Below are 16,690 nucleotides of genomic sequence, written 5' to 3' on the forward strand. Positions count from 1 at the left end.
AGGGCATATTGTATGTCTATAGAGATAATATTAATATTAAATAAAGAGAAAAATGAAAAAGCTAAAATCAATTCTTTCAGCCATTGTTGTGATGGCTATGTTTACCGCTTGTGGAAACAATGGTGACGACCCAACACCTGGTCCTAAACCAACTCCTGGTAATAAGGACTTCCATGGAGTTGTCTTCGCAACGGGAATTACCAACCCAGAGGGTAGTAGTGGTAATGTATATTTACAGGCATTGCCAAGTCTGTTGCCTGGTACTTATGATAATAGCAATAGTATTCCTTGCGGTTTTGGTTCTACGCCAATTGTAACAGAGTCGGGCAATGTCTATACTTTCCCTGATTATATGGGTAATACGAAGGCAGAGATAAACCGCTATAGAATTATGAACGATGGTACGTGGAAGAAAGAAGGCGCCTTGTCTATTCCTGCTGGTGCTGCAGCATGTAACATCGTAGAAGCAAGTCGTGAGAAAGCATACGTCAGTTTACAAGGTATTGGTGTTGTGATGGTATTCAACCCAACAACTATGACAAAGATTGCAGATATTGACCTTAATAATCTGAAACAGTCAGATACGAGGGTTGCACCAGCTGCAATGATTATTCGTGATGGTAAACTCTTTGTTGGACTGAACCAAATGAATGCTCAGTATGTGGCAACTCGTAATAATATAGAGTTTGCTATGATTGATGTGAAGACAGACAAGGTAGAGAAACATATTGTTAATAAGTCTTTGGGTATGTGCTTTGCTACTCGTCCTATTGATGCAGGTTCTATCTTCATGGATGAGAATAAGGACATCTACTTTAATTGTGTTGGTTCATTCGGTGTTGTTCCTGGACTGAATGGTGGTATTGCTCGTATAAAGAATGGTTCTACAGAGATTGACCCAGACTTCCTGATTCGTCTTGATAAGACAGAGGTTGCTGGTCTTTCAACCAAGCATATAGACTATATCGCAGCTATGTGTTATGCGGGTAAGGGTTTACTATATATTTATGGAAACTCCTTTGCACTTGCTCCTGATGGTCTGACAAATCCATACCTCAGCTTTACATCTGTTCCAATCGTTGTTGATTTGAAGCAAAAGGCGATGACACTTATCAACGGAATGGAGATTTCTAATCCTCAGGGTATTGCTGTTGCTAAGCATAAGAATTTGATAGTCTTTGGTAGTGCTAATAAGAAGGCTACAGGTTTCTACACTTACAATCCAGATACGAAAGAAGTTGCAGGTCCTATCCTTCAGGTAAAGGGTAACCCTTGCTTCTTTCATAGTTTTGAGAAGTAAAAAAGGAGGGCTCCTCACTTAATAATAAGTAAAAGGAGCCTTCCTGTTATCTAATCACTCAAATGATATTCATATAGAATACAAATGGAAAAGGTTAAATCCACTCTGACGGAGATTCCCGAAACGATGCTTACCACGTTGTGGGCAAAAGCTGTTGAGTCCGATCGCCCTAATCCCTTGCTGCGTGATGAGAAAGCAAAGGAAATCATCGGACAGATTGACTATGATTTTTCTAAGTTTAAGAAAGCCAAGCTCTCACAGTTAGGCTGCTGCATTCGTGCTAAACTGATAGATAATGAGGCACGACAGTTCCTTGCCCAGCATCCCGATGCTGTGGTGATACAGCTGGGGGCAGGATTGGATGCACGGTATGAGCGGATGGGGCGACCCGAAGTGACACACTGGTTCGATCTCGATCTCCCAGAGGCTGTCGATCTGCGCCGCCGTTTCCTTACGGAGACGGAACGCAACACTTATCTGGCAGAATCCCTATTCGATGAGGATTGGTTGCACAGAGTGAGAGCATATAGTAAGTCGCCTGTACTAATTATCCTTGAGGGAGTGCTGATGTATTTCCCTGAGGAAAGAGTGCGAGAACTATTCCGCAATATCTGTGACAAACTCCCATCAGCTACCATTTTGTTTGATATGCTCGCTTTTGTGTTTGTTGGACGAGAGAAGAAACATGATATGCTGCAGAAGATGGACAAAGGTGTTGAGTTCAAGTGGTCACTACTCAATACAAAGGAGATGGAGAAATGGAACAGTCGATTGCACGTGAGGAAGGAATATTTTATGAGTGAGTACGATGAAGGGCGATTCCCGTCCATTTTCCATCTGTTCCTTCGCATTCCTTATTTCCATCGCCGCTTCAATCAGCGTATTGTCAGGATTGAGATAGAATAGTTCCGTCTCCTGTTTCTGCCCGTTAGTTGCAGAAGACAGGTAGAACTGTTCGAAAGTATTTTGAAGATGACCTACAAACGTTTAAAAAGTCTCTAAGCTTCTTTGAAAAGCTCTTAAGCTTTCTTTAAAAAGCTCCTAAGCTTTTTGTGAAAAGCTCTTAAGCTTTTTGGGGGAGACCATTGAGTTCCTTACACGTTTTATCTGTCCAATAAGAAAGGCAACCGACTATAAATGTCAGTTGCCTTTCTTTAATAATATCTGCTGTCAACTTGTCAACTTGAAAGTTTCACTTGTCAACTCGTCAACTATCTTACAAATTTGTGTTGTCCTTCTTCCAATCAGCAACAGCTGGGATGATGTTGAGGCTGATAATTTCGTCACGCATCTTGCAGAGGTGTTCGTAAGAAGCCTGAAGAGAAGCCATCTCCTCTGGAGTACCTGTTGGCTCAGTGTAGTGAACACCAGTAGCGTCAATTGTTGTAGGCATAGCCATCATAACGTTCTTGAAGCCGAGCTTCTCATCGTTAACGTAGCAACCTGCTGGCAAGGTAAACTTCTCACCACCCATTGCAGCCTCAATCATCTTAACAGCATTGTAAGCTGGGCTCTGGAATGAGCTGCGACCACGAAGCTTGATGATGTTAGAACCACCCTGTACGGTGTGGTGCTTAATCTCTTCCCAACGCTCTGCAGAGAGACCCATCTCTGACAATGGTTTGCCATCAATCTTAACCTTAGAAGCGAATACTGCCATCTGCTCACCGTGACCACCGTATGTGTGTGCACCAGTAACCTTATCCTGCTGTACGCCAAACTCGTGCGCCAAAGCCTGCTGCAGACGAGTAGAGTCGAGAGCAGCGAGTGATGTGAGCTGATTTGGTTTCAAACCAGAGTGAATAAGAGCTGTCAATGCAGTAACGTCAGCTGGGTTGAAGATAACAACAACGTGCTTAACATCTGGGCAATACTTCTTGATATTCTCACCGAAGTCAGCAGCAATCTTGCAGTTACCCTTCAACAAGTCCTCACGTGTCATACCCTCCTTACGTGGAGCACCACCAGAAGAGATGATGTACTTAGCACCTGTGAAAGCCTCTGCTGGGTCAACGGTGTAAGAGAGGTTAGCACCAGGGAAAGCGCACTGCTCCATCTCGTCGAATACACCATGAACGCCTGGCTCATAGATGTCGTAAAGACAGATGTTAGGAGTAAGACCGAGTGTGAGAACGGTCTGAACCATGTTTGAACCAATCATACCGCCTGCACCGACGATAACGAGTTTCTCGTTTGTTAAATAATTCATAATAGATATTTCATTAAAAGTTAAATTCCCTTTTCTTATAGATATGGCAAAGATACGAAAAAAATGACTATGTAAGAAAGATATTTTTGATTAAATGTGTTATTAATTATAAAAAGTAGAGGCTTTGCAAAGTCGGTCTATCAAATCAATTAATTCTTGTCAACTTGACTTGGAAGTTCTAATTTAATTGTTTAACTTAGCAGCGAAATCGAGAAAACTTTTACAAAAGGATAGGAGGATGTAGGAGTTGCTTGGAATGAGCATATGAATTTTCTAATTATTGAACCTTAAAAACAACGATATGATACATACTATAAATGAGCGCGTTGAAAGTCTACGTTTATGGATGAAAGAGAATGGAATTTCAGCTTTTGTTTTTCCAAGTAGTGACCCGCATAACAGTGAATATGTTGCTGATCATTGGAAGAGTCGTGAATGGATTTCGGGCTTTAGTGGTTCAGCAGGGACGGCTGTTGTTACGTTAGAGCATGCTGCGTTATGGACCGATTCGCGTTATTTCATAGCAGCTGAAAAGGAACTGAAAGGTACTGATTTCCAGTTGATGAAACTTCGTGTGGAGGGTACTCCTTCTATTTCAGAATGGCTTGTACGTGAACTATCGAACTATCAGAAAGCAGTGGTAGGTGTGGATGGGAATGTAAATTCTTTTACAGAAGTGTCTTCGATGGAACGTGAGTTGGCATCAAAAGGAAATATTACTGTGCGAACAGATGCTGACCCCATGGCTGAACTCTGGACGGATAGACCTGTGATACCTGATAATAAGGTTTCTCTTCATCCGTTGGAATATTCTGGTGAGTCAACTTCGAGTAAGATAAGTAGGATACGCAAACAGCTTGCTGATAGTGGTGCTGATGGCTTGTTGGTAACGGCACTTGATGAAATTGCATGGGTATTGAACCTGCGTGGTAGTGATGTACATTGTAATCCTGTTTTTGTATCTTATCTGTTGATTTCTCCCGAAAAAGTTGTCTTATATATAAATAATGTAAAGCTATTAGCTGAGGTTAAAGACTATCTTACTTCAGAACAGATAGCGGTTGATGCTTACGAAGCGGTTGTTGATGGACTTCGTTCTTATGAAGGTAAATCCCTGTTGGTTGATATGTCTTCTACAAACTATTCGTTGGCGACAGCGGTACCAACAGAGAAATTGTGTGAAGGCGTTTCACCGATTGCCAGTATGAAGGCTATAAAGAACGAGGCAGAGCAAGAAGGCTTTCGTGCAGCAATGTTGCGCGATGGTGTTGCGGTGGTAAAGTTTCTTGCATGGTTGAAGCCTGCTGTGGAAGCAGGAGGACAAACTGAAATCTCACTCGATGAGCGTTTGACAGCGTTACGTGCTGAACAACCAAAGTTTAAAGGTATTTCTTTTGACACGATAGTAGGCTATGAGGCGCATGGAGCTATTGTACATTATGAAGCAACGCCAGAGACGGATATTCCTGTTCAGCCACATGGTTTGGTGCTCATTGATAGTGGAGCACAATATTTAGACGGTACGACAGATATTACAAGAACTATTGCTTTGGGTGAACTATCTGAAGAACAGTGTCGAGTTTATACTTTGGTACTGAAGGGACATATTCAACTTGATAGGTGTCGTTTTCCTGCAGGTGCGTGTGGATCGCAGATTGATGCGCTTGCACGTGCACCGATGTGGCGCGAAGGGTATAATTATATGCATGGAACAGGGCATGGAGTAGGGAGTTATTTGAATGTGCATGAAGGTCCTCACCAGATACGAATGGAATGGCGTCCTGCTCCACTTCAAGCAGGAATGACAGTTACTAATGAGCCTGGTATTTATCTGGAAGGAAAGTTTGGTGTGCGTATAGAAAACACATTGTTGATTGTTCCTGCTGAATCTACAGCCTTTGGTGATTTTCTTAAGTTTGAAACACTTACGCTTGCACCGATTGACACGACTCCGATTGTGCTTGAAATGCTGAGTACAGAGGAACGTGAGTGGCTTAATAACTACCATCATCGTGTTTATGAAAGTTTGTCTCCATGTTTAGAAGGTAACGAGAAAGAATGGTTGAGAAAGGCAACTCTGCCAATCTAATGTTGGTGTAGTATTGTAAAGAGCAGCTTGTTCTGTTGAAATAAAAATGGTTTTTCCATTAAATGAATAGATTGTAAATAGAATAAAGACTTATACACTTGAGGGTATGACTATATCCAATTAGATGGTCTTACAATGGGAAATAAACTACAAGATAAAATGCAGAAAATGAAAATAGATGCTATTTTCTATTCGTTTTTATAAACAGGTTATTCCCTTGTTAATCAGTGTTTGTAAACTATTTTCACTCCGCTCTAAAACAATACATGCTCTTTTGGCTTCTAAAAGATGCCTAATTGGCTTGTAAAAGGTGCTCTTTACGACTCTTAGTAACGCCCTTTTGAAGTCCAATTAGGCACCTTTTCTTGATTCACTTTGTAACTAATTGATTTCCTTTGAGTTGTAATCTTGCTTCTTATATGTGTTTTTACCATTATTTATAGAGGTTTTACCCGAAAGTGTGTAATGATTTTTCAAAGCCGTATGCGGTGGGTCTTCGAAGTATTAACCTCAATAGGTCATTAACCCACAAAATGTATGGTTCTTCTTATTATGGTATTGTTCCCAAAGGTATTTTATTTTAATGGAGTAACTTCGGCTCTTCCATAAAAGCTATACGGAAAGCATCTACACATTTAACAGAAAAACCAAAAATATGCTCAAAGCCCCTAAACAGCGTACTCTTTAGCTCCTAATAACCTTGTTTTTGTGTCCTCTTTAATCTATAAGAAAGTAGGAAAAATCCGCAAATGTTTGGAAGTTAGGAGAATAAAGTGTACCTTTGCAGGTGCAAAAGTGGTGTCATGCCCTTTTGCATATGTTTAATTAATAAATAATTTAAAACAAAAAGCATGATTATTGTACCAGTAAAGGACGGTGAGAACATCGAGCGCGCGCTCAAGAAGTTCAAGAGAAAGTTTGAGAAGACAGGTGTTGTTAAGGAGCTTCGTGCTCGTCAGCAGTTTGACAAACCATCTGTTAAAAAGCGCTTGAAGATGGAACGTGCCGTTTACGTACAGCAGCTTCGCGACGCAGAAGAGTAAAATCTTCTTTAAAAATTTGGCGGTTTGGATTAATTTCCGTAAATTCGTTGCCATATAAATGATTTGACAATGTGCCGATGGTAGAAAAGTTCTTAGATTACATTAAGTTTGAAAGGAATTATTCCCCGATGACAGTAATCAACTATCGTAAGGACTTAACTGAGTTCGAACGATTCTATAAGGAACTTGAACCTCAGCTCTCTTGGGAGTCTATAGACTCTGATATTGTCAGAAATTGGATGGAGTACATGATGGATAGAGGTAATTCTGCTTCGTCTGTCAATAGAAGACTCAGTGCACTGAGGTCTTTCTATAGATTTGCACTTCGTCGTAAACTTATTGAAAAAGACCCTGTTCATGGTCTTCAAGGTCCTAAAAGGCAAAAGCCTCTCCCTCAATTCCTAAAGGAGTCGGAAATGGAAAGGCTGCTGGATTCTAAGATGTGGACAGATAGTTATAAGGACGTACTCGAACGTACTATAATTATAACATTCTATGTAACGGGTATTCGTTTGTCAGAATTGATTGGTCTTGATGATAAAGATATTGACAATGTCACTTGTGAAATTAAAGTAACAGGTAAGAGGAATAAGCAACGAATTGTTCCCTTTGGTAAGGAACTTGCTGATGTGTTCGCTCAGTACCAAGAAGTACGCAACACGACAGTAAAAGGTGATTCCATAGCCTTCTTTCAAACAGAGAAGGGCAAAAGGATGACGACTGCACAGGTAAGAACTTTGGTTAAGAAGAATCTTTCAAAGGTGTCAACGTTAAAAAAACGTTCACCACACGTTCTTCGCCATACGTTTGCCACGGCAATGCTCAATCATGAAGCAGGACTGGAAAGTGTAAAGAAACTGCTTGGTCATGAGAGTCTGTCAACGACAGAGATTTATACTCATACAACTTTCGAGCAGTTGAAGAAAGTCTATAAAAATGCCCATCCAAGGGCTTAACCTTTTAAAAACGGAGGTACCTATGGAAATTAAGATCCAGTCGATTCATTTCGACACAACCGAGAAGTTACAAGCCTTTATTACCAAGAAGGCTGAAAAATTAGAAAAGTCTTACGAAGACATTCAGAAAGTAGAGGTGCAATTGAAGGTTGAGAAGCCTGCTACAGCATTAAATAAAACCACAAGTTTATCAGTAGTAGTTCCTGGTAATACTTTGTTCGTGGAGAAAACCTGTGATACTTTTGAAGAAGGTATTGATCAGTGTTTAGATGCGATGAAGGTTCAGCTCACCAAGTTTAAGGAAAAACAAAGAAAGCATTAAAAAATCTCTGAAATATTTTGGAGATTAAAATAAAAAGTCTTACCTTTGCAGCCGTTTTACGACAAGTAGCCTTCGGCTGCAAAGTAATGCCTCTTTAGCTCAGTTGGCCAGAGCACGTGATTTGTAATCTCGGGGTCGTTGGTTCGAATCCGACAAGAGGCTCTCCTTGAAAGGGGGATACATTTGCTGACGGGTAGTTTCCAGAGTGGCCAAATGGGGCAGACTGTAAATCTGCTGCTTCTTGCTTCGGTGGTTCGAATCCATCACTACCCACTTCAGAAAATGTAATTTGCGGAAATAGCTCAGTTGATAGAGCACTAGCCTTCCAAGCTGGGGGTCGCGGGTTTGAGCCCCGTTTTCCGCTCTATGGTTTTGCTGTAATAGCTCAGTGGTAGAGCACTTCCTTGGTAAGGAAGAGGTCCTGAGTTCAACTCTCAGTTACAGCTCTGCTATTATTGTTGTTAATTTAGTGTAACTAAAAGCACAGATTATTCATTTAATATTAAATAAGAAAAAGCTATGGCTAAAGAAGAATTCGTGCGCACCAAACCGCATGTAAACATTGGTACTATCGGTCACGTTGACCACGGTAAGACCACTCTTACTGCAGCAATCTCAAAGGTTCTTCACGAGAAGGGCTTCGGTTCTGAAGATGTTAAGTCTTTCGATCAGATTGACAATGCTCCTGAGGAGAAAGAGCGTGGTATTACCATTAACTCTGCACATATTGAGTACGAAACAGCTAACCGTCACTACGCACACGTAGACTGTCCAGGTCACGCCGACTATGTAAAGAACATGGTAACTGGTGCTGCTCAGATGGATGGTGCTATCTTGGTTGTAGCTGCTACTGATGGTCCTATGCCTCAGACTCGTGAGCACGTTTTGCTCGCTCGTCAGGTAAACGTACCACGCTTGGTTGTATTCTTGAACAAGTGTGATATGGTTGACGATGCTGAGATGCTTGACCTCGTTGAGATGGAGGTTCATGAGATCCTCGAGCAGTACGGTTATGAGGAGGATACTCCAATCATCCGTGGTTCTGCACTCGGTGCTTTGAACGGTGTTGAGAAGTGGGTAGACTCTGTAATGGAGCTCATGGATACTGTTGATACTTGGATTGAAGAGCCAGAGCGTGAGATTGACAAGCCATTCTTGATGCCTGTTGAGGACGTATTCTCTATCACAGGTCGTGGTACTGTAGCTACTGGTCGTATCGAGACTGGTATCTGTAAGGTAGGTGATGAAGTTCAGTTGCTCGGTCTCGGTGAGGACAAGAAGTCTGTTATCACTGGTGTTGAGATGTTCCGTAAGAACCTTCCAACAGGTCAGGCTGGTGACAACGTAGGTCTCCTCCTCCGTGGTATTGATAAGGCTGAGGTTAAGCGTGGTATGGTTGTTGTGCACCCAGGTGCTATCACTCCTCACGATCACTTCAAGGCATCTATCTATGTATTGAAGAAGGAAGAGGGTGGTCGTCATACTCCATTCGGTAACAAGTATCGTCCACAGTTCTACCTCCGTACAATGGACTGTACAGGTGAGATTCACCTCCCAGAAGGCGTTGAGATGGTTATGCCAGGTGATAACGTTGAGATTGAGGTAGTATTGATCTACAAGGTTGCTCTGAACGAGGGTCTTCGTTTCGCTATCCGCGAGGGTGGTCGTACAGTAGGTTCTGGTCAGATCACAGAGATTCTTGAGGACGTTAAGTAATCGATAAATTAAGATTACAATATATTAGTTCCCGACTCTTTAGGGAATCGGGAACTAACCTACGGGTTTAGCTCAGTTGGTAGAGCACTGGTCTCCAAAACCAGGTGTCGAGGGTTCGAGCCCTTCAACCCGTGCAAAAAGAAAATATTTTATGTTTAATAAGATAGTTAATTATTGCAAGGCTTGCTACGACGAACTTGCGCATAAAACTACATGGCCATCACGCGCTCAACTTACACATAGTGCAATGGTAGTTATTTCTGCTTCCGTTATCATTGCATTGGTTGTGTTTGCAATGGACTCTGTGTTCCAACGCGTAATGGAATTTGTATATCCAAGATAATTCATTAGGAAATGGCAGATACAGAAAAGAAATGGTATGTTCTTCGTGCTGTCAGCGGTAAGGAGGCAAAGGTAAAAGAATATATCGATGCTCAATTACGTCTGAACGAAAAACTTGCTGAGCGTGTTTTTGAGGTTTTACTACCTATGGAAAAACACGCAACTGTGCGTAAAGATGGAAAGCGTGTTGTCAAGGAGAAATTAAGTCTCCCTGGTTATGTGCTTGTTCAGGCCAATATGACTCCTGACGTAGCTTCTACGTTGCGTTTCATGCCTAATGTCTTAGGATTCCTCGGAGGTATGTCTGAACCATCACCTGTACGCCAAGCAGATATTAATCGTCTGTTGGGTAATGTGGAAGATACTGAACTTGAAGAGGTTCAGAATGTACCATATATGGTTGGTGAAACTGTTCAGGTTACTGATGGTCCTTTCAGTGGTTTCCATGGTATCATCGAAGAGGTGAATGCCGAGAAGCATAAGTTGAAAGTGATGGTGATGATTTTTGGTCGTCAGAATCCATTGGAGCTAAGTTTTATGCAAGTCGCAAAAGAAGAATAGTGTTGTTACGGATACTATTCTACTATAGTTTAATTTTTAATATTAACAAAAGAAATGGCTAAAGAAGTAGCTGGATTAATCAAATTACAGATTAAAGGTGGCGCTGCAAATCCTTCCCCTCCAGTAGGCCCAGCATTGGGTTCTAAGGGTATTAATATCATGGGATTTTGTAAGGAGTTCAACGCCCGTACCCAGGACAAGGCTGGTAAAGTTCTTCCAGTCGTAATTACCTACTACAACGATAAGTCTTTCAGCTTTATCATTAAGACTCCTCCTGCAGCTGTACAGCTTATGGAAGCTGCTAAGGTGAAAGGTGGATCTGGAGAGCCAAACCGCAAGAAGGTTGCATCCGTAACTTGGGAGCAGGTAAGAGCTATCGCAGAAGACAAAATGCCAGACCTCAACTGTTTCACAGTAGAGAGTGCAATGAAGCTTATTGCTGGTACTGCTCGTAGTATGGGTATCACTGTAAAAGGGGACTTCCCTGGTAAATAATTTTAAACTTCAAAAGTAAAAATGAGTAAACTGACAAAAAATCAGAAATCAGTAGCTGAGAAGGTTGAAGCAGGGAAGGCATATTCATTGGCAGAAGCATCACAGTTGGTAAAAGAAATTACCACTACTAAGTTTGACGCTTCTGTAGATGTTGATGTACGTCTCGGTGTTGACCCACGTAAAGCTAACCAGATGGTTCGTGGCGTTGTGTCACTTCCACATGGTACTGGTAAGGTTACACGTGTGCTTTGTCTCTGTACACCTGATCAGGAGGCTGCCGCTAAGGAAGCTGGTGCTGATTATGTTGGTCTTGACGAATACGTTGAAAAGATCAAGGGCGGATGGACTGATATTGATGTTATTATCACTATGCCATCATGCATGGGTAAGTTAGGTCCTTTGGGTCGTGTACTCGGTCCTCGTGGCTTGATGCCAAACCCAAAGAGCGGTACTGTGACTATGGATGTTGCTAAGGCAGTAAAGGACGTTAAGCAGGGTAAGATTGACTTTAAGGTTGATAAGGCTGGTATTATCCATACTTCAATTGGTAAGGTTAGTATGACTGCTGAGCAGATTTATGGTAACGCAAAGGAGTTTATCTCTACTGTTATCAAGTTGAAGCCTGCTGCTGCTAAAGGTACATATATCAAGAGTATCTTTATTTCTAGCACAATGAGTAAGGGTGTCAAGATTGATCCTAAATCAGCTGAATAACTCTAAAAGTTTTGTACAATGAAGAAAGAAGTAAAAGATACAATTATCGCTGAACTCGGTGAGAAGTTAAAGAACTATCCTCATTTCTATTTAGTTGATGTAACTGGATTGAATGCTGAGGCTACAAGTTCTCTTCGCCGTAAGTGTTTCAAGAGCGAAATCAATATGGTTGTTGTGAAGAATAACCTTCTTCACAAAGCTTTTGAAGCTTCAGATGTAGATTTTGAACCACTGTATGGTTCTTTGAAGGGTAATACAGCAGTTATGTTTTCTCAGACTGCTAATGTACCAGCAAAGTTGTTGAAGGAGTATAAGAAGGAAGGTATTCCAGCTCTCAAGGCAGCTTATGCAGAGGAATCTCTGTTTATTGGTGCTGACAAACTCGAAGAACTTGCAGCTCTCAAGAGCAAGAACGAACTTATTGCAGACGTTGTGGCATTGCTCCAGTCTCCAGCAAAGAACGTTGTTTCTGCTCTCCAGTCAGGTGCTGGCACCATCCATGGTGTGCTTAAGACTTTAGGCGAGCGTCCTGAGTAAAAAATCTAATAAAGTCAATAAGGTATATTATTTTTAGAACAAAAAATTAAAAATTTAGAATAAAATGGCAGACGTAAAAGCTATTGCAGAAGAGTTAGTAAATCTTACTGTTAAGGAAGTAAATGAGTTGGCAACTGTCCTCAAGGACGAGTATGGTATTGAGCCTGCAGCTGCAGCTGTTGCTGTAGCTGGTCCTGCTGCAGCTGCTGCAGGAGGCGCAGCTGAGGAGAAGTCAGATTTTGATGTAGTTCTCGTTGACGCTGGTGCTAACAAGCTCAAGGTTGTTAAGGCTGTTAAGGAGGCTTGTGGTCTCGGTTTGAAGGAAGCTAAGGACCTCGTAGACGGTGCACCTTCTACTTTGAAGGAGGGTATGGCTAAGGCTGAGGCTGAGAACCTGAAGGCTGCTATTGAGGCTGAGGGTGCTAAGGTTGAGTTGAAGTAATTCTACTTCTTCCTTACATTAATAAAAAATACGGTTAGGATTTACCAAGTAGGTGAGTCCTAACCTTTTTGTGTCTTTTGACATATATAGGGATTTCCCCTTTTTAGTCCGCCGCTGGACTTTAAACATTTGAATATTTAATTTCAGTTATGGCATTAGAAAATAAACCCAGAGTAAATTTCGCCAGCGTTAAGAATCCGTATCCATATCCGGATTTCCTCGATGTGCAGTTGAAGTCTTTCCGTGACTTCCTACAGCTGGATACTCCGCCTGAGGAACGCAAGAATGACGGTTTGTATAAGGTGTTCGCAGAGAACTTCCCTATCACCGATACGCGTAATAATTTCGTCCTTGAGTTCCTGGATTACTATGTTGACCCACCAAGATATTCTATTGATGAATGTTTGGAGCGTGGTTTGACATACAGTGTACCTTTGAAGGCTAAGATGAAGCTGTATTGTACTGACCCAGATCATGAGGATTTCGGTACATTTATTCAAGATGTATTCTTGGGAACAATTCCTTACATGACCAGCAATGGTACTTTTGTTATCAATGGTGCTGAACGTGTTGTTGTTTCTCAGTTACATCGTTCTCCGGGTGTATTCTTTGGTCAGGGTGTTCATGCTAATGGTACTGTACTTTATAGTGCACGTATCATCCCATTCAAGGGTTCATGGATAGAGTTTGCTACTGACATTAACAATGTCATGTATGCTTATATTGACCGTAAGAAGAAGTTGCCTGTAACCACAATGCTTCGTGCTATTGGTTATGAGACGGACCGTGATATTCTTCAGATTTTTGATCTTTGCGAAGAGGTAAAGGTGAATAAGAAGAATATGAAGGCAGCTATCGGTCGTAAGATTGCTGGTAATGTCATGAAGTCTTGGACTGAAGACTTCGTTGATGAGGATACAGGTGAGGTTGTATCTATAGAACGTAATGAGGTTGTTGTTGAGCGTGAGACTATCATCACTGAAGAAAATGTTGATCAGATTCTCGATAGCTCAGTTTCTTCAATCTTGCTACATAAGGATGAGGATGCTGCAAGTAAGTACTCTATCATCTTCAACACACTTGCCAAAGATCCAAGCCACTCAGAGATCGAGGCAGTAAATTATATTTATCGTCAGTTGCGTAATGCAGATGCTGCTGATGATGCAAGTGCACGTGAGGTATTCCAAAACCTTTTCTTCTCAGACAAGCGTTATGACTTGGGTGAGGTTGGTCGTTACCGAATCAATAAAAAGTTGAATTTGGAAACGGATATGGATGTACGTGTACTGACAAAGGACGATATCATTGAGATTATTAAGTATCTTATCAGCCTTATCAATTCAAATGCTACGGTTGATGATATTGACCATTTGTCAAATCGTCGTGTTCGTACTGTAGGAGAGCAGTTGGCTAACCAGTTCTCTATCGGTCTTGCACGTATGAATCGTACTATCCGTGAGCGTATGAACGTTCGTGACAGCGAAGTGTTCCAGCCAACGGATTTGATTAATGCAAAGACTATATCAAGCGTCATTAACTCATTCTTTGGAACTAACCCATTGAGTCAGTTTATGGACCAGACTAACCCATTGGCAGAGGTAACTCATAAGCGTCGTCTTTCGGCTCTTGGTCCTGGTGGTCTGTCTCGTGAGCGTGCAGGTTTCGAGGTACGTGACGTTCACTATACCCATTATGGTCGTCTTTGTCCTATTGAGTCTCCTGAAGGTCCTAACATCGGATTGATTTCATCACTCTGTATGTATGCTAAGATTAATGATCTTGGCTTTATCGTTACACCATATCGTCGTGTGAAGGATGCTAAGGTGGACATGGATAATAAGGATGTAGTCTTCTTGACAGCAGAGGAGGAAGAAGAGCAGATTATCGGACAGGGTAATGCACCATTGAATGCAGATGGTACATTTATCCGTGATGTTGTTAAGTGTCGTCAGGATGCTGATTATCCAGTAGTTACTCCAGACTCTGTTGCTCTTATCGATGTATCTCCACAGCAGATTGCATCTGTGTCAGCAGGTTTGATTCCATTCTTGGAGCATGATGACGGTCACCGTGCATTGATGGGATGTAACATGATGCGCCAGGCTGTTCCTTTGCTTCACAATGATGCACCTATTGTTGGTACAGGCCTTGAGAAGCAGGTATGTGAGGACTCACGTACTATGGTTACTGCAGAGGGTGATGGTGTTATCGAGTATGTTGATGCTACAACAATCCGTATTCTCTACGATCGTACAGATGATGAGGAGTTTGTAAGTTTCGAGCCTGCTCTTAAAGAGTATCGCATTCCTAAGTTCCGTCGTACTAACCAGAACATGGTTGTAGACCTTCGTCCAATTTGTGATAAGGGTCAGCGTGTGAAGAAGGGTGATATCCTTACAGAGGGTTATGCAACAGAGAACGGTGAGTTGGCATTGGGTCGTAACCTTGTTGTGGCATACATGCCTTGGAAGGGTTACAACTATGAGGATGCTATCGTTATTTCTGAGCGCATGGTTCGCGAGGATGTATTGACCTCTGTTCATGTTGATGAGTATTCTCTCGAAGTTCGCGAAACTAAGCGTGGTGTTGAGGAGTTTACTGCTGATATTCCTAACGTAAGCGAGGAAGCTACTAAGGATCTTGACGATAATGGTATTATCCGTATTGGTGCTCGTGTTGAGCCAGGTGATATCATGATTGGTAAGATTTCTCCTAAGGGTGAAAGTGATCCTTCTCCAGAAGAGAAACTTCTCCGTGCTATCTTTGGTGACAAGGCTGGTGATGTTAAGGATTCTTCTTTGAAGGCTAATCCATCATTGAGCGGTGTTGTTATTGATAAGAAACTCTTTAGCCGTGCTATTAAGACACGTGAGAGCAAGCGTCAAGATAAGAATATTCTTGCTAAGATTGATGAGGAGCAAGAGGCAAAGATTAATGATTTGAAGGACCTCTTGGTTGATAAGTTGCTCGAACTGACTGAGGATAAGGTTTCAGAGGGTGTTAAGGACTACTCTGATGCTGAGATTATCACTAAGGGAAGCAAGTTTACTGTTGCTGCATTGAAGAACCTCGATTATGAGGGAATCCAATCAAATGGCTGGACTGATGATGAGCATACCAACCTTCTGATTCAGAAGTTGATTATGAACTTCATCCGCAAGTACAAGCAGATGGATGCTGAGATGAAGCGTAAGAAGTTTGCTATCACTATTGGTGATGAACTTCCATCAGGCGTATTGCAGATGGCTAAGGTTTACATTGCTAAGAAGCGTAAGATTCAGGTGGGTGATAAACTTGCAGGTCGTCACGGTAACAAGGGTATCGTATCAAAGGTTGTACGTACAGAAGATATGCCATTCCTTGAGGATGGTAGTCCTGTAGACTTGGTACTGAACCCAATGGGTGTGCCTTCACGTATGAATCTTGGTCAGATTTTCGAGGCTATCCTTGGTGCTGCAGGTCGTAAGTTGGGTGTTAAGTTTGCTACTCCTATCTTCGATGGTGCTAAGCTCTCTGATTTGAAGGAGTGGACAGATAAGGCAGGTCTGCCAAATCTCTGTTCAACCTATATCTATGATGGTGAAACCGGTGAGAAGTTCGACCAGCCAGCTACAGTGGGTATCACTTACTTCTTGAAGTTGGGTCACATGGTTGAGGATAAGATGCATGCTCGTAGTATCGGTCCATACTCATTGATTACACAGCAGCCACTTGGTGGTAAGGCACAGTTTGGTGGTCAGCGTTTCGGAGAGATGGAGGTTTGGGCTATTGAGGCCTTCGGTGCATCTCATGTTCTCCAGGAAATCTTGACAATCAAGTCTGATGATGTAGTTGGTCGTTCAAAGGCTTACGAGGCTATCGTTAAGGGTGAACCAATGCCAACTCCAGGTATTCCAGAGTCACTGAACGTGTTGTTACACGAGCTTCGTGGTCTCGGTCTCAGTGTCAAACTTGATTAATACGT

Annotated in this window: 15 protein-coding genes and 5 tRNA genes; 19 read left to right on the forward strand and 1 reads right to left on the reverse strand. The window is 42.0% G+C overall.

The window, feature by feature from the left end; translation table 11 throughout:
- Positions 1 to 52: 52 nt before the first annotated feature.
- Positions 53 to 1,300: a DUF4374 domain-containing protein gene (locus J4861_RS10135; RefSeq protein ID WP_211816740.1), complete on the forward strand. Its 1,248-nt coding sequence runs from the start codon at positions 53 to 55 to the stop codon at positions 1,298 to 1,300.
- A 78-nt stretch (positions 1,301 to 1,378) separates the two neighbouring features.
- On the forward strand, positions 1,379 to 2,206 hold the full coding sequence (locus J4861_RS10140) for a class I SAM-dependent methyltransferase (protein WP_089366547.1): 828 nt from the start codon (positions 1,379 to 1,381) through the stop codon (positions 2,204 to 2,206).
- A gap of 310 nt (positions 2,207 to 2,516) precedes the next feature.
- On the opposite strand, the gene J4861_RS10145 is transcribed toward J4861_RS10140, so the two are convergent.
- Positions 2,517 to 3,509, reverse strand: coding sequence for a malate dehydrogenase (locus tag J4861_RS10145; protein WP_211816741.1), 993 nt, complete (start codon positions 3,507 to 3,509; stop codon positions 2,517 to 2,519).
- 301 nt (positions 3,510 to 3,810) lie between these two features.
- Here J4861_RS10145 and J4861_RS10150 point away from each other — a divergent pair, with 301 nt between their 5' ends.
- From J4861_RS10150 to rpoB, 17 genes are all read left to right on the forward strand, one after another.
- Positions 3,811 to 5,598 (forward strand): aminopeptidase P family protein, encoded by a 1,788-nt coding sequence (locus J4861_RS10150; RefSeq protein ID WP_211816742.1) that lies wholly within the window; start codon positions 3,811 to 3,813, stop codon positions 5,596 to 5,598.
- A gap of 851 nt (positions 5,599 to 6,449) precedes the next feature.
- Positions 6,450 to 6,641 (forward strand): 30S ribosomal protein S21, encoded by a 192-nt coding sequence (gene rpsU / locus J4861_RS10155; RefSeq protein WP_004361446.1) that lies wholly within the window; start codon positions 6,450 to 6,452, stop codon positions 6,639 to 6,641.
- 71 nt (positions 6,642 to 6,712) lie between these two features.
- Positions 6,713 to 7,597 (forward strand): tyrosine recombinase XerC, encoded by an 885-nt coding sequence (locus tag J4861_RS10160; protein WP_211805376.1) that lies wholly within the window; start codon positions 6,713 to 6,715, stop codon positions 7,595 to 7,597.
- A 22-nt stretch (positions 7,598 to 7,619) separates the two neighbouring features.
- Positions 7,620 to 7,919, forward strand: a complete 300-nt coding sequence (hpf, locus tag J4861_RS10165; protein ID WP_013264738.1) for a ribosome hibernation-promoting factor, HPF/YfiA family — start codon at positions 7,620 to 7,622, stop codon at positions 7,917 to 7,919.
- A gap of 88 nt (positions 7,920 to 8,007) precedes the next feature.
- Positions 8,008 to 8,081 (forward strand) — tRNA-Thr (locus J4861_RS10170).
- A gap of 29 nt (positions 8,082 to 8,110) precedes the next feature.
- A tRNA-Tyr gene (locus J4861_RS10175) sits at positions 8,111 to 8,192 on the forward strand.
- An 18-nt stretch (positions 8,193 to 8,210) separates the two neighbouring features.
- A tRNA-Gly gene (locus J4861_RS10180) sits at positions 8,211 to 8,283 on the forward strand.
- Positions 8,284 to 8,293: 10 nt separating this feature from the next.
- Positions 8,294 to 8,365 (forward strand) — tRNA-Thr (locus tag J4861_RS10185).
- A gap of 73 nt (positions 8,366 to 8,438) precedes the next feature.
- A complete protein-coding gene (gene tuf, locus J4861_RS10190; protein ID WP_211793440.1) occupies positions 8,439 to 9,635 on the forward strand; it encodes an elongation factor Tu in 1,197 nt (398 codons plus the stop codon).
- A 61-nt stretch (positions 9,636 to 9,696) separates the two neighbouring features.
- A tRNA-Trp gene (locus J4861_RS10195) sits at positions 9,697 to 9,769 on the forward strand.
- A gap of 17 nt (positions 9,770 to 9,786) precedes the next feature.
- On the forward strand, positions 9,787 to 9,978 hold the full coding sequence (secE, locus tag J4861_RS10200) for a preprotein translocase subunit SecE (protein WP_004361442.1): 192 nt from the start codon (positions 9,787 to 9,789) through the stop codon (positions 9,976 to 9,978).
- 11 nt (positions 9,979 to 9,989) lie between these two features.
- On the forward strand, positions 9,990 to 10,538 hold the full coding sequence (gene nusG / locus J4861_RS10205; protein ID WP_013264354.1) for a transcription termination/antitermination protein NusG: 549 nt from the start codon (positions 9,990 to 9,992) through the stop codon (positions 10,536 to 10,538).
- A gap of 54 nt (positions 10,539 to 10,592) precedes the next feature.
- Positions 10,593 to 11,033 carry a 50S ribosomal protein L11 gene (gene rplK / locus J4861_RS10210; protein WP_004361440.1) on the forward strand — a complete coding sequence of 147 codons (441 nt, stop codon included), beginning with the start codon at positions 10,593 to 10,595 and terminating at the stop codon, positions 11,031 to 11,033.
- A 21-nt stretch (positions 11,034 to 11,054) separates the two neighbouring features.
- Positions 11,055 to 11,747, forward strand: a complete 693-nt coding sequence (rplA, locus tag J4861_RS10215; RefSeq protein ID WP_211816743.1) for a 50S ribosomal protein L1 — start codon at positions 11,055 to 11,057, stop codon at positions 11,745 to 11,747.
- Between the two features lie 18 nt (positions 11,748 to 11,765).
- Positions 11,766 to 12,284 carry a 50S ribosomal protein L10 gene (rplJ, locus tag J4861_RS10220; RefSeq protein WP_211805381.1) on the forward strand — a complete coding sequence of 173 codons (519 nt, stop codon included), beginning with the start codon at positions 11,766 to 11,768 and terminating at the stop codon, positions 12,282 to 12,284.
- Positions 12,285 to 12,348: 64 nt separating this feature from the next.
- A complete protein-coding gene (gene rplL, locus J4861_RS10225) occupies positions 12,349 to 12,726 on the forward strand; it encodes a 50S ribosomal protein L7/L12 (protein WP_004361437.1) in 378 nt (125 codons plus the stop codon).
- Between the two features lie 149 nt (positions 12,727 to 12,875).
- A complete protein-coding gene (gene rpoB / locus J4861_RS10230) occupies positions 12,876 to 16,685 on the forward strand; it encodes a DNA-directed RNA polymerase subunit beta (protein WP_211793436.1) in 3,810 nt (1,269 codons plus the stop codon).
- Positions 16,686 to 16,690: the final 5 nt, after the last annotated feature.

Origin of the sequence: Prevotella melaninogenica, assembly GCF_018127925.1 — a bacterium.
GTDB lineage: Bacteria > Bacteroidota > Bacteroidia > Bacteroidales > Bacteroidaceae > Prevotella > Prevotella melaninogenica_C.